The sequence below is a fragment of the Achromobacter sp. B7 genome, assembly GCF_003600685.1.
In the GTDB taxonomy this organism is placed as follows: Bacteria; Pseudomonadota; Gammaproteobacteria; order Burkholderiales; family Burkholderiaceae_B; genus Achromobacter; species Achromobacter spanius_B.
The window spans coordinates 4,250,099-4,272,369 of record NZ_CP032084.1; the positions used below are offsets into that span (position 1 = coordinate 4,250,099).

General features: G+C 64.6%; 20 protein-coding genes and 1 tRNA gene. 10 read left to right on the forward strand and 11 right to left on the reverse strand.

Annotated elements, in window-relative coordinates; translation table 11 throughout:
- Positions 1 to 46: 46 nt before the first annotated feature.
- Positions 47 to 430, forward strand: coding sequence for a GFA family protein (locus DVB37_RS19185; RefSeq protein ID WP_120156466.1), 384 nt, complete (start codon positions 47 to 49; stop codon positions 428 to 430).
- Complete coding sequence (locus DVB37_RS19190) at positions 427 to 741, forward strand: hypothetical protein (RefSeq protein WP_120156467.1); 315 nt, start codon at positions 427 to 429, stop codon at positions 739 to 741. Before DVB37_RS19185 ends, DVB37_RS19190 begins: the two co-directional genes overlap by 4 nt.
- A 188-nt stretch (positions 742 to 929) precedes the next feature.
- Here the strand turns inward: DVB37_RS19190 and DVB37_RS19195 are convergent.
- From DVB37_RS19195 to DVB37_RS19225, 7 genes are all read right to left on the reverse strand, one after another.
- Positions 930 to 1,006: transfer RNA gene (locus DVB37_RS19195), tRNA-Arg, on the reverse strand.
- Positions 1,007 to 1,099: 93 nt separating this feature from the next.
- Positions 1,100 to 1,684, reverse strand: coding sequence for a helix-turn-helix domain-containing protein (locus tag DVB37_RS19200; RefSeq protein ID WP_046804865.1), 585 nt, complete (start codon positions 1,682 to 1,684; stop codon positions 1,100 to 1,102).
- A gap of 13 nt (positions 1,685 to 1,697) precedes the next feature.
- Positions 1,698 to 2,990 carry an FAD-binding oxidoreductase gene (locus DVB37_RS19205; protein ID WP_120156468.1) on the reverse strand — a complete coding sequence of 431 codons (1,293 nt, stop codon included), beginning with the start codon at positions 2,988 to 2,990 and terminating at the stop codon, positions 1,698 to 1,700.
- A 16-nt stretch (positions 2,991 to 3,006) separates the two neighbouring features.
- Complete coding sequence (locus DVB37_RS19210) at positions 3,007 to 3,696, reverse strand: amino acid ABC transporter permease (RefSeq protein ID WP_046804863.1); 690 nt, start codon at positions 3,694 to 3,696, stop codon at positions 3,007 to 3,009.
- Positions 3,697 to 3,698: 2 nt separating this feature from the next.
- On the reverse strand, positions 3,699 to 4,391 hold the full coding sequence (locus tag DVB37_RS19215; protein ID WP_120156469.1) for an amino acid ABC transporter permease: 693 nt from the start codon (positions 4,389 to 4,391) through the stop codon (positions 3,699 to 3,701).
- 51 nt (positions 4,392 to 4,442) lie between these two features.
- The gene (locus DVB37_RS19220; RefSeq protein ID WP_120156470.1) at positions 4,443 to 5,234 is read right to left on the reverse strand and encodes an ABC transporter substrate-binding protein; all 792 of its coding nucleotides are present in this window, start codon (positions 5,232 to 5,234) and stop codon (positions 4,443 to 4,445) included.
- A 105-nt stretch (positions 5,235 to 5,339) separates the two neighbouring features.
- Entirely contained in the window at positions 5,340 to 6,089 is a 750-nt protein-coding gene (locus DVB37_RS19225; protein ID WP_120156471.1) for an amino acid ABC transporter ATP-binding protein, read from the reverse strand.
- Between the two features lie 231 nt (positions 6,090 to 6,320).
- On the opposite strand from DVB37_RS19225, the gene DVB37_RS19230 reads away from it, so the two are divergent.
- Both DVB37_RS19230 and DVB37_RS19235 read left to right on the forward strand, forming a co-directional pair.
- Complete coding sequence (locus DVB37_RS19230; RefSeq protein ID WP_120156472.1) at positions 6,321 to 7,823, forward strand: aldehyde dehydrogenase family protein; 1,503 nt, start codon at positions 6,321 to 6,323, stop codon at positions 7,821 to 7,823.
- A 198-nt stretch (positions 7,824 to 8,021) separates the two neighbouring features.
- Entirely contained in the window at positions 8,022 to 9,314 is a 1,293-nt protein-coding gene (locus DVB37_RS19235; RefSeq protein ID WP_104144076.1) for a phospholipase A, read from the forward strand.
- Between the two features lie 73 nt (positions 9,315 to 9,387).
- On the opposite strand, the gene DVB37_RS19240 is transcribed toward DVB37_RS19235, so the two are convergent.
- Entirely contained in the window at positions 9,388 to 10,326 is a 939-nt protein-coding gene (locus tag DVB37_RS19240) for an ornithine cyclodeaminase family protein (RefSeq protein WP_120156473.1), read from the reverse strand.
- Between the two features lie 411 nt (positions 10,327 to 10,737).
- Between DVB37_RS19240 and DVB37_RS19245 the strand changes: the two genes are divergently transcribed.
- From DVB37_RS19245 to DVB37_RS19265, 5 genes are all read left to right on the forward strand, one after another.
- Positions 10,738 to 11,676, forward strand: coding sequence for an ABC transporter permease (locus tag DVB37_RS19245; RefSeq protein ID WP_104144078.1), 939 nt, complete (start codon positions 10,738 to 10,740; stop codon positions 11,674 to 11,676).
- Entirely contained in the window at positions 11,673 to 12,578 is a 906-nt protein-coding gene (locus DVB37_RS19250) for an ABC transporter permease (protein WP_240433933.1), read from the forward strand. Before DVB37_RS19245 ends, DVB37_RS19250 begins: the two co-directional genes overlap by 4 nt.
- 46 nt (positions 12,579 to 12,624) lie before the next feature.
- A complete protein-coding gene (locus DVB37_RS19255; protein WP_120156475.1) occupies positions 12,625 to 14,202 on the forward strand; it encodes an ABC transporter substrate-binding protein in 1,578 nt (525 codons plus the stop codon).
- Positions 14,203 to 14,322: 120 nt separating this feature from the next.
- On the forward strand, positions 14,323 to 15,777 hold the full coding sequence (locus tag DVB37_RS19260) for an amidohydrolase family protein (protein WP_120156476.1): 1,455 nt from the start codon (positions 14,323 to 14,325) through the stop codon (positions 15,775 to 15,777).
- Between the two features lie 12 nt (positions 15,778 to 15,789).
- Entirely contained in the window at positions 15,790 to 17,550 is a 1,761-nt protein-coding gene (locus DVB37_RS19265; RefSeq protein WP_120156477.1) for an ABC transporter ATP-binding protein, read from the forward strand.
- 80 nt (positions 17,551 to 17,630) lie between these two features.
- Here the strand turns inward: DVB37_RS19265 and DVB37_RS19270 are convergent, their stop codons facing one another.
- Positions 17,631 to 18,287, reverse strand: a complete 657-nt coding sequence (locus DVB37_RS19270; protein ID WP_120156478.1) for an aspartate/glutamate racemase family protein — start codon at positions 18,285 to 18,287, stop codon at positions 17,631 to 17,633.
- A gap of 76 nt (positions 18,288 to 18,363) precedes the next feature.
- Here DVB37_RS19270 and DVB37_RS19275 point away from each other — a divergent pair, with 76 nt between their 5' ends.
- Complete coding sequence (locus DVB37_RS19275) at positions 18,364 to 19,311, forward strand: LysR family transcriptional regulator (RefSeq protein ID WP_120156479.1); 948 nt, start codon at positions 18,364 to 18,366, stop codon at positions 19,309 to 19,311.
- On the opposite strand, the gene DVB37_RS19280 is transcribed toward DVB37_RS19275, so the two are convergent.
- A complete protein-coding gene (locus DVB37_RS19280) occupies positions 19,308 to 20,240 on the reverse strand; it encodes an N-carbamoyl-D-amino-acid hydrolase (protein ID WP_189371524.1) in 933 nt (310 codons plus the stop codon). The genes DVB37_RS19275 and DVB37_RS19280 overlap by 4 nt on opposite strands.
- 95 nt (positions 20,241 to 20,335) lie before the next feature.
- Complete coding sequence (hydA, locus tag DVB37_RS19285) at positions 20,336 to 21,805, reverse strand: dihydropyrimidinase (RefSeq protein ID WP_120156480.1); 1,470 nt, start codon at positions 21,803 to 21,805, stop codon at positions 20,336 to 20,338.
- Positions 21,806 to 22,271: the final 466 nt, after the last annotated feature.

Here is a 22,271-nt window from a genome sequence, read left to right on the forward strand (position 1 = left end):
GCGGTCCTACACGTCTAGAATCACTCCTTTTAGGCGGACGACCCCTATGCGCACCTATCAAGGCTCCTGCCATTGCGGCGCGTGCCGCTTTGAAGTGGACATGAACCTGGACCATGTCCGCAGCTGCAATTGCTCGATCTGCAAGCGGCGTGGCGCGCTGATTCATCGCGTACCGACCGCAGCACTGCGCATGTTGACGCCGCTGGATGATTTGAGCGTTTATCAGTGGGGCTCAAAGACCGCAAAGGACTACTTTTGTCCGCACTGCGGGATCCTTCCGTTTCGAGTGCCCAGCGCCCCCACGGCTCAAGAGCTGGCGCAGGGAAAGCAGGCGTTCGTCGGTTGGGCGGTCAACGTGCGGTGTCTTGATGGGGTGGATTGGGCGGGGGTGCCGGTCCTGAAGGTGGACGGGGCGGGGCTGGCGATTTGAAAATCAACAGAAAGTTGTTAGTAGCGCAGCAGAAAGGCGCTGAGCAATGCGGGAAGCTATGGGATGGTGCCCAGGTTTGGCTGGCACAAAACGGGGCGTACAAGATCCAGAGCGTGTCCAGCTCGGTGATCCAGACCTATGGCCCCACGCGCAACTCTCCGCAGCTGGCTTACACGGTCATCAAGGAACCGGGGCCTTACGGTACTCACACCATCAAGATGGCTGCAACCTGCGACAACATGTTTGGGTGTCAACCCAACGCTTTCATAGCTATCGCCAATTTCAAGGACTATCTGTTGGCCCTGCCGTAACCCGCCAGGAATATACGAATCGCCGACCGCCCGCAGACTTGCGGGCTTTTTATTGCAGCGGCGTCCGGCGCGGAGGTATGCCGCCCTTTCGGCACGCGCCATAAAGCAACGCCGTAGACGAGCGTATTAGTCCATTTAGCTGTTAGCGAATTTCGAAAGGGGTATGCCCTTGAGTTAGCTGACTATTCTGGCGCGGCAGGAGGGGCTCGAACCCCCGACCCCGGGCTTAGAAGGCCCGTGCTCTATCCAGCTGAGCTACTGCCGCGCAGTCGTTGACACCCGGCAAGAGATCCGGGCGGCGCATTTTACCTTGTTGCGGGAAACTTTGCGGCGGCTCCTTGCTCCTACGCCGGCGCCCCTACTCTTCCTCGATGTCCGCGTGCGTCGACACCCACAGCACAATCGCGTCTTCCGGGCTCAGGCTGATGACGCGGTGGCCCATGCGGCTGTCTATATAGAAGCTTTCGCCGGATTTCAGACGGGCCGGCTCGTAGAACTCGGTGAAAAGCTGGACTTCGCCTTCCAGCACGTAGACGAATTCCTCGCCGCCATGGCGGCTCCAGTCCTGGAATTCGTCGAACGACCGGGCCTTGACGCGGGTGTGAAACGGCATCATGCGTTTGTGCGACAGGGCCGTGCACAGCAGGCGGTGGTCGTAGTACGGGGTTTCGTATTGGCGGCCCTCGCCCTGGCGGCTGAGGCTGCGGCGGCCGGTGCCCATGTGGGCGTCGGACGCGGTGAAAAGTTCGGCCACGTCCAGTTCCAGGCCCGCGGCGATCTTGATCAGGTTGTCATAGGTGGGCGACAGCAGGCTGTTTTCTATCTTGGACAGCGTGGACGCGGCGACGCCGGTGGCCGCCGCCGCCTGCTTCAGTGTCCAGTCACGCGCCTGGCGCAGGGCTCGCAGCCGTTGTGCCAATGCGCTTTGTTTGTTGCCTTGCATCCTGTGTACCTTGTCATGCCCGCGTAGTGCGCTCCCGCCACCAGTCGCGCGCCTGGTAAGACCAATAAGTCAGTTGAACCGCCGCCGTGCCCAGGCCGCCGCCGTTCCAGGCCAGGCCAAAGGGTGCGAACAGTTTGTAGCGCTGCGTGTCGCCGGTGATCCCTTCGGCCACGACGCGTCCGCCGATCGAGGTGGTGTTCATGCCGTGCCCGCCAAACGCCGTGCAGTACCACACGTCCGGCGCCAGTTGGCCGATTTGCGGCATCAGGTGGCGGGCGTAGGCCATGCGCCCCGACCATGCAGTTTCAACGCGCACGCCTTTTAACTGCGGGTAGACGGACAGCAATTCGCGGCGCAAGGACTCGGCCAGATCGGGCGGGTCGTCGACACGGGTGGTGATTCTACTGCCCCAGCCGATGCGCCCGCCATCGAGCACGCGGTAATAATTGCCGGCGCGCCGATCGTCGCCGATGGCGGCGGTGCTGCGGATGGCTTCCTTGACGCGGTCGCCCAGCGGTTCGGTCAGCATGATGTAGGTGGCAATCGGCAACATGGCGCGCCGCAGCGCCGGCACGACATCGCCCGTGTAGCCGCCGGTGGCCAACACCACGGCGCGCGCATCGACCTGGCCTTGCGCCGTCTTCAGGTGTTTGACCGCGCCTTCCAGCGCCAAACCGGTGACCGCGGAATCTTCATGGATGCGCACGCCCAGGCGCTGGCATTCTCGGGCCAGCGCGCGCGCGTAATTGAGCGGATGGAAGTGGAACGAAGACGGGTCTTCAATGCCCTGGTGATAGACGTCGGACACCAGCCGTTCGCGCACCTGCTCGCGCTTCAGAAAACGCACGTCGCGGCCGAAGTCACGGCGCTGCGCCTCGCACCACTGCTGGAGCGCATCGGTGGCTTCGTAGCGCACCACGCGCAGGCGGCCGTCGACCTTGTGCGCGTCGGCGATGGCCAGCGTACGGATGTTGTCGCGGATGATCTCCACGCCTTCCATCGACAGCCGATACAGCTGCCGGTAATGGTCTTCGTCCACATGGCGCTTGATGGCGTCGGCGCCGGCAGAGAACGCGGGCGACACCGAGCCGCCGTTGCGGCCCGACGCGCCCCAGGCAATGCGCCGCCCTTCAAGCAACGTAACGCTGCGCCCACGCCGGGCCAGTTCCAGCGCGGTGGACAAGCCCGCCAGCCCGCCGCCCACCACGCAGACGTCGGTGCTGGCCACGCCGGCCAGCGGCGCGTAGCGCGTATCGCTGCCGGACAGGGTGCGCTTGTAATAGGTGTCGATGTACTCGGAGGCCATGCCGGTGGGGTCCGTGTCAGTGCAGGCTTGCGCCTTGCAGGCCGCCCGTCAGGCGCTTTTCCAGCCAGTTGGCCAGGCGCAGCAACGGGTAGCAGTAGATGAAGTAGATGGCGGCGATCAGGCCGTAGATGAATAGCGATTTGGCTGGAAAGGTGATGATGAAGACCTCGCCCTGGCGCGTCAGTTCGGTGATGCCGACCACCGACAGGATGGCGGTGCTTTTGATCAGCATGACGTAGACGCCGCTCATCGGTTGCACGATCAGGCGCATGGCCTGGGGCAACACCACCAGCCGCAGGATTTGCAGGGGCCGCAGGCCCAGCGTCATCGCGCCTTCGGTCTGGCCGCGCGGCACGGACTGGATGGCGCCCATGACGATTTCGGCAACATAGCAGGACGTATACACCGACAGCGACACGAAAGCGGCGGTGCCGGAATCCCAATGCAGTAGCTCGATGCCGGAGCTGGGCAGCACGAAATAGAAGATGTAGAGCTGCACCAGGAACGGCGTGCCGCGCAGAACGTGGATGTACAGCCCAAGCAGCTGATGGATAACACGTATGTGATAGCTTCGGATCACACCAATCACAAAGCCCAGCAATGACCCGGCGATGATGGCCACAAAGGATATCTTCAGCGTCTCCCAGAAGCCCTTGAGCAGGAAGGGCAGCACGACGCCGGCGGTGGACAGATAGGAATCCAGCATGCTTACCTCGCGTTCCAGGCCGGGCCGGCCAACCACAGGCTGACGCCTCGCGACAACAACAGCATCACGCCGTAGATCAGCAGATAGCCAGCGGCAATCGTCAGGAAGCTTTCGCTGGGCACGATGCGGTCACTGTTCATCTGCACGCCCGCGGCCACCAGTTCAAACACCGTGATCAGCGACAGCAACGACGTGTCCTTGATAAGAACGGCGGTCTGCCCCAGCAAGGGCGGCAGCGTATTGGCAAAGGCTTGCGGCAGCACGACGTAGCGCAGCCGCTGTTGATAATTCATGCCGCACGCCTTGGCGCCTTCGACCTGGCCACGCGGCACGGACTCGATGCCCACGCGGATGATCTCGCTCATGTAGGCGGCGTGGTGCAGCGTCATGGCCAGGATGCCCAGGATCATTTCGCTCCAGCGCCCGGCGCCCGGTATCAGCATGGGCACCGCGTAATAGACCAGGTAGATCTGCACCAGCAAGGGAGTGGACCGGATGAACTGCACGTAGGCGGCTACCGGCCGCCACACGGCGGCGCGGCGCGACATGTGCAGCAAGGCCAGCGGCACGCCGGCCAACAACGACAGCACCAGGCTGGCGCCCGCCGCGATCAGCGTGTTGCCCAGGCCCCTGGCGAATTCGCCCGTGTACTGGCTGACGATGCGCCAGTTGTAATAGTCAGTCAACCAGTCCATGGGCGCTTCGGCCTCCCCTGTTGTGCCGCGCTATCGATCAGTGATCGGTGATCAGTGGTCCTTCTTCCAGTCGGTGGAATACCAGTACTTCACCTGATCGGGCAGCGTGTTGTCGGCGGTCTTCAGCGTTTGCCAGTTATCCAGCCAGAACTTCAGGCGAAAGGCGTTGGGGCCGACGGCGAAGGCCAACGGTTCGCGCACCATCACGCCGTCCAGCACGCGCAAGTTGCCGAAGTCCACCAGGAACTGGTTGGCGGTGGACATGGACATGATGCCGGCGTCCAGACGACCGCTGGACAAGGCCTGACCGACCGGCGCGCTGCCGCCCGAGAACTCTTTCATGGTGGCCTTGGGCAACATCTTCTTGCCCACTTCGGCGTACGTGCTGGCGCCCAGCACGCCGACGTTCACGCCCGCCTTGTCCAGTTCTTCGTACGACTTGTAGGGCGAGTCCTTGGGCACGACGGCAACCGTTTCGGCGTAGAACATCGGCGCCGAAAACAGCACCTGCGCGGCGCGCTGAGGCGTGGGCGTCATGTCGGCCGCCACCATGTCGGCCTTGCCCGACAGCAGCGCGGGCAGCAAGCCCTTCCATTCGTAGTCTTGCAGCACAAGCTTGACGCCCAGGTCGTCGGCCATGCGCTTGGCCACTTCCACGGCCAGGCCGGTGCGGTTGCCCGACTTGTCCATGAAGCTCATCAGGGGCCCGGACGTCTGCACCGCCACGCGCAATTCGCCGCGCTTGATGATGTCGCCCAGCTCGTCGGCCTGCGCCGGCAGCGCCACGGTGGCCGCCGCGAACGCGACGCCGGCCATGCCCAGCCATTGTTTGATTTTCAACATTTGAATGTCCCCTAGAGGTGGATGAAACCTTGTCATTCCGGGCAAAGCGTTGTGTTGCCGCATGGCCGGCAGCGCCCGGATTTGCCGGACCGGCCTGTGCTTGGACTACAGGATCTTTTCCAGGAAGGCGCGCGTGCGCGGCTCCTTGGGATGGCAGAACACCTCGTCGGGCGTACCCGTTTCCACGATGCGGCCCGCGTCCATGAACAGCGCGCGGTCACCGACGTCGCGCGCGAAACCCATTTCATGGGTCACCACCGCCATCGTCATGCCGTCGCGCGCCAGTTGCCGCATCAATTCAAGAATGCCGCCCACCGTTTCGGGGTCCAGCGCCGAGGTGGCCTCGTCGAACAGCATCAGCTTGGGGTCCATGGCCAAGGCGCGCGCAATCGCCACGCGCTGCTGCTGGCCGCCGGACAACTGGCTGGGATAGCGCTGGCCGTAGTCGGCCATGCCGACGCGGCCCAGCAGATCAAGCGCATATTTTTCCGCGTCGGCGCGGCTGCGGCCACGCACCACGCGCTGGGGTAGCGCAACGTTGTCCAGCGCAGTACGGTGTTGGAACAGGTTGAAGTGCTGAAACACCATGCCCACTTCGGTGCGCCAGTGGTTCACGTCGGTAGCCGGGTCGGTCAGCGACACGCCGTCCACGCGGATCGTGCCGCTATCGATACTTTCCAGACCATTGAGCGTGCGCAGCAAGGTGCTTTTACCAGAGCCGGACGGCCCGACCACCACCATGACCTCGCCTCGATTCAACTGGCAGTCCACGTGATCCAGCGCCAGATGCGGGGGCTGCCCGTCGCGTTGGAACGTCTTGGTGACTGCCTGGACATCAAGTAAAGCGTCTGCCACTGATGCTCCTCGAAGAGGGGTTTTTCTATTGCCCGCGCCCACCGCCAACGGGCAAACGACGCTAAAGCCGGTTTAGAAAAAAAGTTTCGCAATTCACGCTGGAGTTTCGTATAGTAAATTTTTTTCCCGAATCGCCACTTAGGCATAACCCGCATAACCCCCGCATTTCCCGCATAACCCGCATAACCACTTAGCGAAGCATTGATTTCGCTGGCACTCCAAGGAACCGGCATGGACACCCCTCAAACCATCCTGCAAGCGCTCGGCCTTTCCGCCGACGCCCTTACCGGCGGCACCCTGACCGCGCGCAGCCCGATCGACGGCGCTGAGCTGGCGCAGGTGCACGAACACACGGTGGCCCAGGCCCATTCCGCCATCACGCGCGCACGCCAGGCCAGCCTGGCCTGGCGCGACGTGCCCGCGCCCCGCCGCGGCGAACTGATCCGCCTGCTGGGTGAAACGCTGCGCCAGAACAAAACCGCGCTGGGCCGCCTGGTCAGCCTGGAGGCCGGCAAGATCCTGGCCGAAGGCGAAGGCGAAGTGCAGGAAATGATCGACATCTGCGATTTCGCCGTCGGCCTGTCGCGCCAGTTGTACGGCTTGACCATCGCGTCCGAACGCCCCGGCCACCGCATGATGGAAACCTGGCACCCGCTGGGCGTCATCGGCGTCATCAGCGCCTTCAACTTCCCCGTTGCCGTCTGGTCGTGGAACGCCGCGCTGGCCATCGTCTGCGGCAACGCCGTGGTCTGGAAGCCGTCTGAAAAAACGCCTTTGACCGCCCTGGCCTGCCAAGCCCTGTTCGCGCAAGCCATGCAACGTTTTGGCGACGCGCCCGCCGGCTTGTCCGAAGTGCTGATCGGTGGCCGCGAAGTTGGCGAAGCGCTGGTCGATTCGCACGCCGTCGCGCTGGTGTCCGCCACCGGCTCGACCCGCATGGGCCGCCAGGTCGGCCCGCGCGTTGCCCAACGCTTCGGCCGCGTGCTGCTGGAACTGGGCGGCAACAACGCCATCATCGTCGGCCCCACTGCCGACCTGGACATGGCCGCGCGCGGCATCGTCTTTGGCGCCATCGGCACCGCCGGCCAGCGCTGCACTACCACCCGCCGCCTGATCGTGCACGAAAGCGTGGCCGACGCCCTGGTCCAACGCCTGCACAAAGCCTACGCCAGCGCCACCATCGGCAACCCGCTGGACGCTGGCAACCTGGTCGGCCCGCTGATCGACCGCGGCTCGTTCGACGCCATGCAAGATGCCCTGCGCGCTGCGCGTGAACAAGGCGGCAAGGTCACCGGCGGCGAACGCGTGCTGGAAAAGGACTATCCCAACGCCTGGTACGTGCGCCCCGCCATCGCCGAAATGCCTGGCCAGACCGACGTCGTCTGCCACGAGACCTTCGCGCCGATCCTGTACGTGATGCGCTACAAGGAATTTTCCGACGCGCTTGCCCTGCAAAACGGCGTGCCCCAGGGCCTGTCGTCCGCCATCTTCACCAACGACCTGCGCGAAGCTGAAACCTTCCTGTCGGCCTCCGGTTCCGACTGCGGCATTGCCAACGTCAACATCGGCACGTCCGGCGCGGAAATCGGCGGCGCCTTCGGTGGTGAAAAAGAAACGGGCGGCGGCCGCGAATCCGGTTCCGACGCCTGGCGCAACTACATGCGCCGCGCCACCAACACCATCAACTACTCGCGCAACCTGCCGCTGGCGCAAGGCATCAAGTTCGGCGAATAAACCCGCCCGCATGATTTGATGCACAAGGCCCCGCGCGTTGTCCGCAACGCGCGGGGCCTTATTGCATGGGCCATGTCTGCCCGCGACACGCCGCGTAACGCCTGTTTATTACACCTCCTACATCCGATAAGCCTGCCTTACAAACAGTTGCGGCGGGCGATGCTACATTGCCTCGTCACAAGAACAACACACGCAACCATGCCCTTACGCCGTCTTGCTCATCGCCGTTTCGCCCTGCGCGCCCTGACCGCCGCCGTCGCCCTTGGCGCCGCCGGCTCTGCCGCCGCGGGCGTGTCGTACCGCCTGGACCGCCCCTCGGCCGCGCCCGGCGAAACCGTCACCATCGAAGCTGTGTTCTTCAACGAAGGCAGCGCCCGCGCGAACTGGGAAGCCCCGCCGGAACTGGTTCTGCAATGGCGCAGCCAAGACGGCCAGATTGTCCGCAGCCTGGCCAAACTGGCCGGCGACCGCGCCAGCTACAGCGTGCCCGTCAACAACTTTGCGCGCATGGCGTGGACCGCCGTCGTGCCCAGCACCGCCCACGGCCTGCAAGCAGTCTCCATTGAAGGCCAACCTTCCATGATGGCGCTGGACGCGACCGGCCGCGACGCCGGCACCGTCGCCAGCCGCCCCGCCCAAGGCCCCGTCGTTGACGCGCGCAGCGGCGAACCCGTACCGGTCGCCGCCGTGACCGCCGTCGGCGCATCGCCCGAAGGCGGCCCGGCGCCCGACGCCGCCGTCATGCCCAGCGTGCAGCCGCAAACGGCGTTCGACCGCTTCCGCAGTTCCATCTCGGAATACAAGCCCGTCTACTTCGATATCGGCACGCGCGGCCAAACCACCGCCCGCTTCCAGATCAGCGCCAAGTACCGCCTGTTCAGCCCCGCCGGCGACCAACCGGCCACCTGGGGCCAGAACTTCTACCTGGCCTACACCCAGACCTCGCTGTGGGATTTGCAAAGCGATTCGATGCCCTTCATCGACACCACGTTCAACCCCAGCGCCTTCTGGCTGTCGGACAACATCTGGCAGTCCGCCAACCAGAACTGGCGCTTCGGCATGAACACCGGGGTCGAGCACAGCTCGAACGGCAAGGACGGCGACGACTCGCGTTCGGTCAACGACGGCTACATCGAACCGCGCTTTCACTATCGCTTTGATGGCGGCAGCACGCTGACCTTCGCCCCCAAGGTCAAGGCCTACTTCGGCGTGGCCGACGAAAACCGCGACTACGCCGACTACGCCGGCCACGTGGATTGGCAATTGCGCTGGGCGCAGGACAACGGCGCGGTGGTCTCCGCCATGTACCGCCAAGGCGACCAGAAGCGCCGCACGACTCAGCTGGATTTCGCGTGGCCGCTCCAACGCACGTGGTTGAATATGAACGGGTATCTGCACTTGCAGTATTTCAACGGGTACGGCGAAACGCTGCTGGGCTACAACCAGCGCAACGAATCGCAGTTCCGGGTGGGCTTGTCGCTGGTGCCGTAGTGCGCGGGCATCGCGGGCAAAAGCCCGCGACAGCCCGCAATCACCTCGCAATCACCTCGCAATCACCTCGCAATCACCCCGCGTTCGTTGATTCATACACCAGCGTCGCCAGCGTCAGGTCCTCAAGCGCGCTGCCCACGGCCTTGAACACCGTGATTTCCTGATCGTTGCGCCGGCCCTGGCGGGCGCCGGTCGTCAGCTGGTGCAGGTCGCCCTGGATCGCCTCGCGGGTCAGCACGCCGGCCTCGAATGCCGACAGCAGGTCGCCGGATTTGGTGGGGGCCTCGTCGGTATCGACGTACACCGACGTGCCATCAAAACAAGCCGTATCCGTCTCGCGCATCTGGGGCGTGAAACTGCCGATCAGGTCCAGGTGCGCGCCCGGGCGCAACCAGGCGCCCTGGATCAGCGGCACGGTAGACAGGGTGGCGCAACTGATGATGTCGGCCTCGCGCACGGCGGATTCCAGGTCGGACGTGGCCTGGGCGTCAAAACCCTGTACGCGCAGCGTTTCGGCCAGCGCATCGGCGCCGGCCTGGCGCACATTCCACACCAACACACGCTGAATCGGGCGCACCGTACGCATCGCTTGCGCGAGCAGGCCGGCGATGCGGCCCGAGCCCACGATCAGCAGCGTGCTCGCATCCTTGCGCGCCAGATAGTCGGCGCCCAGCGCGGCCGCGCCGGCGGTGCGGTAGACGGTGACGATATCGCCGTCCACCTGCGCGATCGGCACACCGGTCGTGGCGCTGTACAGGTTATAGGTGGCGTGCAGGCCGGGCAGGCCCTGGTGCGTATTCTCGGGAAAGATGTTGATGATCTTCACGCCGAAGTAACCCCGGTCGCTCCAGGCCGGCATGATCAGCGTGGTGCCCTGGGCATCGCCCGACCGGATGGCGTGCACGTGGCGCGCGGGCACGGTGGCGCCCTGGCGGAAGGCTTCCCGCAGGGCGGGGATGACGGCGTCGAATGACAGGGCGCCGCGAGTCTGTTCGGTGTCGATAAAGCGCATGGGAGGGGTGCCGGAAAAGGGTCAATCAATCAAAGGGCCGAAGGCAGTCTAGCAGCGCGGTCCGCACGCCGTCCCGCCAGGGTGACGGCCAGGCCTTCGGGGTCTATCAATCTTTGCGCAGGCGTCATAACACCCCGTTATTGGATGCGCTTGGCGGCGCGCGGGGAAATTCAACAATCCCTTGGCATATCAAGCGCTTGCGCCACCCTGGACGGGCCGCGCGCAATTGCCTTCATAGTGGATTTCCCTGGGTCCCCGCCATCCAGGCGCACTGGCATTCTTCGACCACCCCAAGCCCACGGGCGCATCAAGAGAGGTCGTTATGCCAAGTTCCGTACACCCCGCCCCCGCAGCCGCCCCGGTGGGTTGCCGCGCCGGCCTGCGACAGCCCGCGACCGGAGCCGCCCGCGCATGATCCGGCAACTGCTTAACCGCCTGTATATCTCGCTGCCTGTTCTGCTGGGCGTGATCGTGGTGTGCTTCGTGCTGCTGCAAGTGGCGCCCGCGGACCCCGCGGCCGTCATCGCCGGCCCGACCGCCACCGCCGACGAATTGGCCCAGGTGCGCCAGGAACTGGGCCTGGACAAGCCGCTGCTGGTGCAGCTGACCGGCTATATGTGGCGCCTGGCGCACCTGGATCTGGGCCGCTCCATGATTTCGAACGTGCCGGTAATCGACGAGATCGGCGGCACCATCGGGGCCACTGTTGAACTGATGCTGGCCAGCGTGATCTGGTCGATCCCGCTGGCGATCCTGTTGGGCACCCTGGCCGCGTATCGGCGCGGCAAATTGATCGATCGCTTTGTCATGACGCTGTCGGTCATCGGCGTGTCGCTGCCGGTGTTCTGGGTGGGGCTGCTGCTGGTGCAGCACGTGGGCGGCGCGGGCATCCTGCCCTACATCGGCCGCAACGGTCCGTTGTGGACCTTGGCCGGCCTGGAATCCATCGCCCTGCCCGCGCTCACGCTGGGCTCGGTATTGATCGGGCCGGTGGCTCGCATTACACGCACTGCCGTGATTGAAACGCTTAGCGGCGACTACGTGCGCACCGCGCGCGCCAAGGGCGCGGGCGAACGCCGCGTGGTCCTGCGCCATGCGCTGCGCAACGCGCTGCTGCCTATCGTGACGCTGGTGGGCCTGCAAGTGGGCAACCTGCTGGGCGGCGCGGTGGTCACCGAGCAGATCTATTCCTGGCCCGGCGTGGGACGCATGGCGGTGGGCGCCATCTTTGCCGGTGACTTCCCTCTGGCGCAGGGCGCGATCCTTGTGACGGCGCTGGGCTTCATCATCATCAACCTGATCGTGGACCTGCTGTACGGCTATCTGGATCCGCGAGGACAAAAATCATGAGCGCAGGTTCCACTTCTTCCATGGGCGCCTTGCCGCCCCAGGCCATGGCCACCCCGCTTGCGCGCATTGCCGACCGACTGCGCCGCGACCCCATTCTGCTGTTGTCGCTGCTGGCGGTAATCGCCATCGTGCTGACGGCGCTATTCGCGCCGTGGCTGGCGCCGCACGACCCGTACTCCACCAACATGTCGATCGCGCGCAAGACGCCGGGCTGGATGTCTTCCGACGGCATCACGTATCTGCTGGGCACCGACGTGCAGGGCCGCGACATCCTGTCCCGCATCATCTACGGCATTCGCGCCACCCTGATGCTGAGTGTGTTGGCGGTGATCGGCGGCTCGGGTATCGGCGCCGTCCTGGGCATCCTGGCGGCCTACTACCGGCCGCTGGAAGGCGTGATCATGCGCGTGGTCGACGTGCTGCTGTCGTTTCCCGCCATCCTGTTCGGCCTGAGCCTGTCGGCGCTGCTGGGCCCGGGCACGCTGGCGATGGTGCTGGCGCTGGGCGTGTCCGCCATCCCCGGCATGGCCCGCATTGCGCGGGGGTCCGCCATGGTGGTGATGAAGCAGGAATACATGGAAGCCGGCCATGCCATGGGCTTTGGCAATTTCTACCTGATCACGCGCTACCTGCTGCCGAACTGCTCGTCCATGCTGATGATCTACGCGACGCTGCAACTGGGCCACACCATCCTGCTGGGTTCGGTGCTGTCGTTCCTGGGCCTGGGTCCGCAGCCGCCCTTCGCCGAACTGGGCAGCATGGCCGCCGACGGGCGCAAGTTCCTACAGATCTTCCCGCACATTTCCACCATTCCGACGATGACGATTTTCTTCATCGTGCTGGCCTTCAACCTGCTGGGCGACAGCCTGCGCGATGCGCTGGATCCCAAGCTGCGTTTCTGACATTGCGCCTGACCAAACAACACACCACAACCGGGGAAACACCACCATGAAGCTCATCAAAGGCCTGGCCGTCGCGCCGCTGGCTCTGACCTGCCTGCTGGCCGCGCCCACGCACGCCGTCGCCCAATCCGACAAGACCGTGCTGATCCTGCGCGAACTGGACACCGACAAGTACGACCCGCACCGCACCACCGCGCGCGGCGCGGCGGAAGTGCTGTTCATGGCCGCCGACACCATGGTGGGCCTGGACTACGACATGAAGACGCCGGTGCCGGCGCTGGCCAAGAGCTGGACGGTGTCGCCCGATGGCCTGACCTACACGTTCGCGCTGCGTGACAACGTGACGTTCTGCAGCGGCCGGAAGATGACGGCCAAGGACGTGGTGGCCAGCTACGAACGTTGGTTGAACCCGGAAACCAAGGGCCTGGAGCGCTGGCGCGCCGGCCCCGTCGACAGCATCACGGCGCCTGACGACGTGACCGTGGTCTACAAGCTGAAAAAGCCCTACAACGAGCTGCTGCAGCAAATGGCGCACTACATGCACTCGGTCATCAATATCGATCAGGTCAAGGAACTGGGCCCGGACTACGGGGTCAAGGCCTTTGACGGCACCGGCCCCTACTGCTTTCAAAGCTGGTCGCCGCGCAACGAAGTCGTGCTGACCAAGCATGCCGGCTACAACTGGGGCCCGTCGATCTATAAAGACCCAACGCCCAAGGTCGACAAGATCATCTGGAAGATCGTGCCCGAGGAAAGCACCCGCCTGACCGCACTGCAAAGCGGCCAGGCCGATTTGTCGCGCTACCTGCCGCAATGGGCCATCAAGGACCTGAAGGCCGACAAGCGCTTGTTCGTGAGCCGCGCCGACCCCTTCTACTGGACCTTCTTCCTGGGTTTCAAGATCGACAAGCCGATGCTGACGGACGTGAACGTGCGCCGCGCCATCAACCTGGCCATCAACCGCAAGGCGCTGACCGAAGCCATTACGTTCGGCGAGGCGCAGCCCGCCACCAGCATGCTGGCCACCGACACGCCCGCAGGCAGCAACGACGCCTACCGCTACGATCCCGCCGCCGCCAACAAGCTGCTGGATGAAGCCGGCTGGAAGAAGCAGTCCGACGGCTTTCGCTACAAAGACGGCCAGAAGCTGTCACTGCTGCACTACGGCATCACCGGCTACTGGAAAGACATCATGGAGGCCGTGCAAGGCGACATGAAGAAAGTCGGCGTCGACCTGCGCGTGCAGTTGTTTGATTCGACGTCGGCCTGGGGCAAGCTGGCCACGCAGGAATTCGATGAATTCAGCATGAGCTTCGGCTACATGAGCACGGGCGAAGCGCTGAACAGCTACTTCCTGTCCACCAGCATCCCCACGCCCAACCGTATGAACTGGAAGGACGCCGACACCGACACCTGGCTGGCCGAAGGCAGCCAGGCGCTGGACACCAAGCAAGGCGACGCCATCCTGTCCAAGGCCTTGACCAAGATCTCGGACGGCGCCGCGTGGATCCCGCTGTACCACGACTCGTTGTACCTGGTGGGCGGCGTGCGCATGAAGCCGATGCGCGCCCACGGCATCTTTGGCGCGGCGGCCTACAAGGGTTTGGACATCGCGTTCAAGTAAGCCAGCCGGCGGCGCGCTCCTACCGGCGCGCCGCGTGTGCAGCCTGTCCCGCCTGTCCCGCCTTTCCCGCCCTTCCCGCCCTATTCGCTTCAACCTTTCATGCCGCACAGAGAGCCTGCCGTGAGCGACACCCATCAAGCCCGTATTACCCACTTCAAGAACCTGTCCACCCTGGTGGCCTGGGACGCGGACCTGGGTTCGCACGTCTATATCGAAAACGCCGACTTGGTGATGCGCGGCAACACCGTCATCCACGCCGGCACCGGCTATACCGGTCCGGCCGACCACGTCGTGCCCGGCGGCGGCCTGATGGCCATGCCGGGTCTGGTCAACGTGCACACCCATCCGTCGTCCGAACCCGGCAACCGCGGCCTGCTGGAAGAGCTGGGCAGCGACAAGCTGGGTCAAAGCTCGCTGTACGAATACATGCCCGTGTTCCGCATGGGCATCGACACCGCGCAATATGCGAACCAGGTGGCCGTGTCCGAAATGCTGCTGTCGGGCGTGACCACCTTTGTCGATATGTCGCTGCCGCGCCCGGGCTGGGCCGACGTGGTCGCGTCCACCGGCATCCGAGGGGTACTGGGCCCGATGTTCCGCTCGGCCGCGTGGCGCACCACCGACGGCCATTCGGTGGAGTACACCTGGGACGAGGCCGCCGCCGTCAAATCCTTTGAGGCCGCGCTGGATGTGGTGGACAGCGCCGTCAAGCACCCCAGCGGCCGTCTGTCCGCCATGCTGTGCCCGTCGCAGGTGGACACCTGCTCGCCCGAACTATTGAAAGAGGCGCAGGCCGCCGCGCGCCGCCTGGGCATACCCATGCAGATCCACGCCGCGCAAAGCGTGGTGGAATTTTCCGAGATGACGCGTCGCCATGGCCGCACGCCGATCGAATGGCTGGATGACCAGGGCCTGCTTGACCGGGACCTGATCATCGGCCACGGCATCTTCCTGAACGACCATCGCACGCTGTACTGGCCGCACGCCGACGACTTCGGCCTGCTGCAACGGTCGGGCGCGCACGTGGCGCACTGCCCCACCGTCTTCGTGCGCCGTGGCATCGCGCTGACGTTCCTGGGCCGCTATCTGCGCGCCGGCATCAACGTGGGCCTGGGCACCGATACCTTCCCGCACAACATGCTGGATGAGATGCGCCTGGCCTGCTACGTGGCCCGCCTGCAGGCCGGCCATTTCCGCGCGGCGTCCACCGAAGAAGTGTTCAACGCCGCCACCGTGAACGGCGCCAGGATGCTGGGCCGAGACGACATCGGACGCCTGGCCGTAGGCGGCAAGGCCGACTTTTCGTTGGTCGACCTGACCCATCCCTACATGCGCCCGGGCCGCGAACCGCTGCGCAGCCTGATCTATTCGGCGGGGGACCGCGCCATTCGCGATGTGTACGTCGATGGCGAACAAGTGGTCAGGAACGGCCAGTTGCTGACGATTGATATCGAACACTGCATGCAGGAAGTGGAACGCGCCCAGGCGCAAACGATTGCAACGGTGTCGCAGCGCGACTATGCAGGCCGCGACATCGACGCCATGTCGCCGCGCGTGTTTCCCAGCCGCGCCTGACGGAGAGCCTTGATGAGCGAAACACTACTGACCGTGCAGGGCTTGAGCGTGGAGTTCGGTGCGCGCGCCAAGCCGTATCGGGCCGTGAAGTCCCTGGACTTCACCATCGGCCGAGGTGAAACGGTGGCCTTGGTGGGCGAATCGGGGTCGGGAAAGTCGGTCACGGCGCTGTCCCTGCTACGCCTGATCGAACGCGCCGGGGGCCGCATCGCCACGGGCGCGGCGCGCTTCGTACCGCGCGACGGCCAGGAAGTGGATCTGTTCAAGCTGCCGGAATCGGCGTTGCGACGCATCCGAGGCAACGAGATATCGATGATCTTCCAGGAACCCATGACGTCGCTGAATCCGGTGATGACGGTGGGTGACCAGTTGGCCGAGGTCTATCTGCTGCACCAGGACATCTCGCGCGAAGCGGCCTGGACCCGGGCCGAGGCGATGCTGGAAGCGGTGAAGATGTCGGAGCCGCAGCGCCGCATGACGCAATACCCCGGCGACCTGTCCGGCGGCATGCGCCAGCGCGTGATGATCGCGATGGCGCTGGCCTGCCGGCCGCAATTGTTGATTGCCGATGAACCGACCACCGCGCTGGACGTCACGGTGCAGGCCGAGATCATCGACCTGATCCGTGAGCTGCAACGCGATGTGGGCATGGCGGTGCTGTTCATCACGCACGATATGGGTGTGGTGGCCGAAATTGCCGACCGCGTGGTCGTGATGCGCCACGGCGACAAAGTTGAGGAAAACACCACGGAAGCGTTGTTCGACGCACCGCGGCAGCCTTATACGCGGGATCTGCTGGCGGCCGTGCCCAAGCTGGGCGATGGATCGCCCGACGAGGCCGCGGTGCGCGACCGGCCGGCCGTGCTGGAGGTCTCGGGACTTGCCAAGCGCTTTCCCGTGAAGTCCGGCGCGTTTGGCAAGGTGGTGGCCAACGTGCACGCGGTGGAAGGCGTGTCGTTCACGCTGCGCGCGGGCGAAACGTTAGCGCTGGTGGGTGAGTCCGGTTCCGGCAAATCCACCACCGGGCGCTTGTTGATGAAGCTGGTGCAGCCGACCGAAGGCGTGATCCGGCTGGTGGGCCAGGACGTCACGCACATGTCGCCCGACAAGATGCGCGACATGCGCCGCCATATCCAGATGATTTTCCAGGATCCCTATGCGTCATTGAACCCGCGCCTGCATGCCTGGGATCTGGTCAGTGAGCCCTTGAAAGTCCATGGCGGTCACACCCGCGAGCAACGTCGCGAACGCGCCGCGCAACTGCTGGAACGGGTCAACCTGCCGCGCGAATTCCTGGACCGGTACGCGCACCAGTTCTCGGGCGGCCAGCGTCAGCGCCTGTGCATTGCGCGCGCCCTGTCGGTGAACCCGAAGATCATCGTGGCCGATGAACCGGTGTCGGCACTGGATGTGTCGGTGCAGGCGCGCGTGCTGGATCTGATGAAGGAATTGCAGGCCGAGATGGGCTTGTCGTATCTGTTCATCTCGCACGATATGGCGGTGGTGGAAAAGGTGAGTCACCGCGTGGCGGTAATGGTGATGGGGCAGATTGTCGAGATCGGCCCCACGCAGGAAGTGCTGCATCGCCCGCGCCATCCGTACACGCAGAGCCTGCTGTCGGCGGTGCCGATACCCGATCCGGCCCGTCGTCACCAGCGCACGGTACGCGCCGCGCGCGAAATTCCCAGCCCGATCCGCAAGCTGGGCGATAACCCACACGTGACGCAACTGGTGCAGGTCGGCGCGGGGCACTTCGTGCAGCAGGCCGCATAACGGGTTGCCGAAGGCTTGCTAAAGGCTTGCCAAAGGATTGCTGAAGGGTTGCCAAAGGGTGCGGGTGCACCCCGGCTCCCTTAGCGGCTGAAAAGTCGCCCAGCCGCCATCGCCACCGCTGCCTGCGTCGGTTCCACCACCGGCAATCGGCACGCGTCTTCCAGCCGGTCGCGCAGGTCGGCCATGCCGGCGCAGCCCATGATCAAAACATCGGCGCCATGCGCATCGCGCAGAGTCCTGCCCACGGCGACCATGCGCGCAAACGCCAGCTCCGTGTCGGCAAGCTCGCTGACTTTCATATCCAGCGCCAGTTCGCCGCAGATGCGGTCGGCAACCCCCATCGCGCGAAAGTAGCGCAGATGCCGCGCAATGGACGCGCCGGCAATGGCGATCACACCGATGCGTGTCGCCATGCTCATGGCGGTCAGGACCGAGCATTCGCCGATGCCCATGACGGGCGCCGACACCAGGTCGCGCAGGCCATGCAGGCCGGGGTCGCTGAAGCAGGCCACCACGAAAGCGTCGGTGTTGGGGGCTTCTTGCAAGAACAATTGCGCCATCGGCGCGATGCAGGCGTCCGCTTCGGCCTGAGTCTGGATACCGGCCGGGCCGTCCGTGGAAGTCAGGCAGCGCAACTCCAGCGGCAGACGCCGGAACGGCGCAACAGCGCGGTCGATCGCTTGCGTGACACCGGTCAAGGAGTTCGGGTTTACGAGAGTGATGCGAGCGTTGGGCATGTTTGAGTAGAATCCCTGCAAAGAAGCGGACCCGCGCTGTGCGCGCACCGCTCAGGTCAATAGGAAAGAAAGCAGCATGTCGGAATTACCCCGGAATGTCCGGTCTGGCCCGTTGAACCTGCGGCAGATCGAGGTGTTTCACGCCATCATGATCACGGGTTCGCTCAGCGCCGCGGGCCGGCTGCTGCATGTGACCCAGCCCGCCATCAGTCGGGTGCTGGCCTCGATAGAACTGCGTCTGGGCTATGCGCTGTTTGAACGGTTCAAAGGCCGTCTGCATCCCACCAAGGAAGCGCGCAAACTTTTTCAGGAAGTGGAATCCATTCAGGCGGGCGTCAACCGCTTGAATGACATGGCCGCCGGCCTGGCGGGCCATGGCAGCGGGCTGGTCAGCGTGGTGTCCAGCCCCAGCTTCGGCGAATGGCTGATACCGGCGGCCACCGCCAAGTTCTGTGCGCGCAACCCCGGCGTGCGCATCCGCTACCGCCCCTTGGGCATGGACGCCCTGCTGCCCCAATTGCTGCTGGGACACGCGGACATTGCCATCTCTACCTTCAAGCCCGAACACCCCAACCTGATCACCAGCGAACTGGCGCAAGGCGAGATCGTCTGCGTGCTGCGCGCCGGCCATCGGCTGGCACGCGAAAGCGTCATCAGGCCGGAGATGCTGGCGGGCGAGATGCTGGTGGGCTACGGCCGCGACACGCCGCTGGGCGAGACCCTGCATAACTACCTGGGGCCTCAGATCACCCCGGCCATCGAGGTGCGTTCGTCCCAAACGGCGTGCTCGTTCGTGCGCCAGGGCGTCGGCGTGGCGCTGGTGGATTCTTACGGCCTCACGGATACGCTGATGCACGGCATCGTGGTGCGTCGTATCGAGCCAGCGATTTCGCTCTCGGTGCATGTGTCCCACTCGCGGATTGAACCTCCGCCATCCATCGCCAAGGCGTTCTTGACGCAGTTTTCCCAGATCGTCAAAAAAGAATTGCCTGCGATGACGCAGGCAATCATCAGCCGGGCCTAGACCACTTCCGGCACGGGCAGCGGTTCGCCCGCGCCGGTGCGCTCGGTGATCAGCTTGTAGTGATGCGGGCTGCGGTGCTTGGCGAAGTTGAAGACGTGTTCGCGGAAGGTCTGGCCCATTGCCAGATCGATCTTCGCGGTGATGACTTCGTCTTCCTCGCCGCTGGAGCGCGCCACGATTTCGCCGGACGGCGCCACGATCATCGAGCTGCCGATCATGTGGTGCCCGTCTTCATGGCCACACTTGGCGGCGGCGCCGACCCACACGGCATTCTGGTAGGCGCTGGCCTGCAACACGATCTCGTGCGTGGTGGTGCGCCAGTGCGCCGGTTCGTCCCAGTGGATGTTCAGCGACGGCGTGTTGTAGCCCAGCACGATCAGCTCGGCGCTTTGCAGCGACATCACACGGTACGTCTCGGGCCAGCGGCGGTCGTTGCACAGGCACATGCCGATCTTGACGTCGTTGGTCTCCCACACGCCAAAGCCCAGGTCACCGACTTCAAAGAACTTCTTTTCCAGATGCTGGAACGGTGCATCAACCTTGTGGTCGGAATGCCCCGGCAGATGGATCTTGCGGTACTTGCCGATGACCTTGGCGCTGCGGTCCACCAGGATGGCGGTGTTGAATTGACGGCCTTCGGGCGTCAGCTCGGCATAGCCCAGGTAGAAGCCGATGCCCAGTTCGCGCGCGGTGTCGAACAGCGGCTGCACGTCGGCATTGGGCATGGACTTTTCAAAAAAGCGGTCCACGGCTTCGGCGTCTTCCATCCAATAGCGGGGAAAGAAGGTGGTCAGGGCGAGTTCCGGGAACACGACGAATTCCGCCTGGCGGGCAGCGGCCTCGCGCATCATCTCGACCAGGCGGCGCACGACCACCGCGCGGGTGTCGGCCAGGTTCACGGCGCCCATCTGGGCAACCGCCAGGCCCATTTTGCGGGCGGGGGAAGCGTTACTCACGATGTCAATCTCCAGGAGTTCTTATCGAATGGTGTTCAAGTGCAGTGCGCCGACGATCACGGCTTGATCTACGGCTCGACCATGTTGGGGAAAATCTTGCGCAGCAGTGCGGCGCGCGGCGAGATTTCGCGCGCCTTTTGCAGCGGGGCAGGCAGGCCGCGCGCAATGAAGCGTCCGCGTCCGCGCGCGGCATGCAGCACGCCATCGTCCACGATGACCTCGCCCCGGCTGATGACGGTGGTGGGCCAGCCCGTTACCGTGCGGCCCTCGTACGGCGTATAGCCGACGTTGTCGTGCAGCGCGTCGGCGGTCAGCGTGACGACGCGCTCGGGGTCCCAGATGGCGATGTCGGCATCCGCCCCGACCGAAATCGTGCCCTTCTTCGGATACAGGCCATACATGCGCGCATGGTTGGTCGACGTCAGTTGCACGAACTGCTGCAAGCTCAGCCGACCGCTGCGCACGCCTTCGGAAAACAGCAACGGCATGCGCACTTCCAAGCCCGGCAGGCCGTTGGCAATCTGCTTGAAAGTGGTGGCATCGCCGGCAGGCAGCTTGCCGGATTCGTCATAGCGGTACGGCGCATGGTCCGACGACAACAGCGCCAGCGTGCCGCTGTCCAGGCTTTGCCACAGCGCCTGCTGCGACACCGGATCGCGCGGCGGCGGGCTGCAACAGAACTTGGCGCCTTCAACGCCGGGGATATCAATATCTTCCGCCGTCAGCAGCAGGTAGTGCGGGCAGGTCTCGCCGTAAACCGGCGCGCCCAGCGTCTGCGCGGCGTGGATGGCCTGCGCCCCGCCCTGGGTCGACACGTGCACGATCAGCACCGGCACTTCCAGCACGGACGCCAGGCTGATGGCCCGCTGCGTAGCTTCGTTCTCGGCGATGGGGTCGTGGCTGACGGCGTGATACTTCGGCGCCGTATGGCCCGCGGCCAGCAGATGACGCGCAATCCAGCTGATCACGTCATTGTTCTCGGCGTGCACCATGGGCAAGGCGCCTTCGCGCGCGGCAATGGCAAACACGTCCAGCAGCTGCTTGTCGTCCAGCTTGAGCTTGTCGTAGGTCATGAAGACCTTGAACGACGTGATGCCGGCGCGGATCAGTTCGGGCAAATCGTGGTTGAGCGTCTGCGGCGTGGGGTCGGAGATGATCAGGTGATAGCTGAAGTCGATGACCGATTTCTCGTTGGCCGATGCGGCATAGCCGTCCGCCACCTGGCGCAGCGACTGGCCCCGGTGCTGCGCCGCGAACGGCACGATGGTGGTATTGCCCCCATGCGCCGCCGACACGGATGCGCTGTACCAGTCATCGGCGCACAACACGCCCATGCTGGACAGTTGCTCGACGTGGCAATGGCTGTCGATGCCACCGGGCATGACCAGCCGGCCAGCGGCGTCGATGGCGCGCTTGCCTGGTGGCAGCGTCGCGGAAATCGCGGTGATGACGCCGTCGACGATACCGATATCACCCACGAAATCGGCATCCGCCGTGATGATGCGGCCGTTGTGCAGAGTCAGATCGAAGTCGGTCATGTGGGATAGGAACGCAAGGATTGCTTGCCGCGACGCGCCGGATGGCGGGCACGGCTGAAGGTAGGAAGCATGCATGCGTCCGAAAAAATCCGATACCGCAAGGAAACGCGGCGCGTGGGGTGGCGGCGGGGGTAGGAGTTTCGGCTAAGGGTCTGATTGGATTGAAGATTCGGGGATGGACGGGAATGGAGGCGGTGTCCACGCATAACCCTGGATCATGGGCGCTATGCAAAGTTTTATATCGGGTTTCCCCTCGATACCGGCGCATGTGCCGTTCGACCGGCGCATCGTAGCCCCGCAAAATGCCGTCAAACAAAATGCCAAGAGAGGCCGCCCGCGCGGCCGGCTTTGGCGGCCCTGCACACTCTTCCACTCCCCCCGGTCTCACAGAAGCATGCCAAGCACACCGCCCGCCCCGGCGACCGACAAGTTTCCGCGGCGCAGCTGGGGGTGGTGGCGGCCTGGT

Coding starts and splice junctions, on each gene's coding strand:
- DVB37_RS19185 (WP_120156466.1), top strand. CDS start 47: ATGCGCACCTATCAAGGCTCCTGCCATTGCGGCGCGTGCCGCTTTGAA.
- DVB37_RS19200 (WP_046804865.1), bottom strand. CDS start 1,684: ATGCAAGGCAACAAACAAAGCGCATTGGCACAACGGCTGCGAGCCCTG.
- DVB37_RS19205 (WP_120156468.1), bottom strand. CDS start 2,990: ATGGCCTCCGAGTACATCGACACCTATTACAAGCGCACCCTGTCCGGC.
- DVB37_RS19210 (WP_046804863.1), bottom strand. CDS start 3,696: ATGCTGGATTCCTATCTGTCCACCGCCGGCGTCGTGCTGCCCTTCCTG.
- DVB37_RS19215 (WP_120156469.1), bottom strand. CDS start 4,391: ATGGACTGGTTGACTGACTATTACAACTGGCGCATCGTCAGCCAGTAC.
- DVB37_RS19220 (WP_120156470.1), bottom strand. CDS start 5,234: ATGTTGAAAATCAAACAATGGCTGGGCATGGCCGGCGTCGCGTTCGCG.
- DVB37_RS19230 (WP_120156472.1), top strand. CDS start 6,321: ATGGACACCCCTCAAACCATCCTGCAAGCGCTCGGCCTTTCCGCCGAC.
- DVB37_RS19235 (WP_104144076.1), top strand. CDS start 8,022: ATGCCCTTACGCCGTCTTGCTCATCGCCGTTTCGCCCTGCGCGCCCTG.
- DVB37_RS19240 (WP_120156473.1), bottom strand. CDS start 10,326: ATGCGCTTTATCGACACCGAACAGACTCGCGGCGCCCTGTCATTCGAC.
- DVB37_RS19245 (WP_104144078.1), top strand. CDS start 10,738: ATGATCCGGCAACTGCTTAACCGCCTGTATATCTCGCTGCCTGTTCTG.
- DVB37_RS19250 (WP_240433933.1), top strand. CDS start 11,673: ATGAGCGCAGGTTCCACTTCTTCCATGGGCGCCTTGCCGCCCCAGGCC.
- DVB37_RS19255 (WP_120156475.1), top strand. CDS start 12,625: ATGAAGCTCATCAAAGGCCTGGCCGTCGCGCCGCTGGCTCTGACCTGC.
- DVB37_RS19265 (WP_120156477.1), top strand. CDS start 15,790: ATGAGCGAAACACTACTGACCGTGCAGGGCTTGAGCGTGGAGTTCGGT.
- DVB37_RS19270 (WP_120156478.1), bottom strand. CDS start 18,287: ATGCCCAACGCTCGCATCACTCTCGTAAACCCGAACTCCTTGACCGGT.
- DVB37_RS19275 (WP_120156479.1), top strand. CDS start 18,364: ATGTCGGAATTACCCCGGAATGTCCGGTCTGGCCCGTTGAACCTGCGG.
- DVB37_RS19280 (WP_189371524.1), bottom strand. CDS start 20,240: ATGGGCCTGGCGGTTGCCCAGATGGGCGCCGTGAACCTGGCCGACACC.
- hydA (WP_120156480.1), bottom strand. CDS start 21,805: ATGACCGACTTCGATCTGACTCTGCACAACGGCCGCATCATCACGGCG.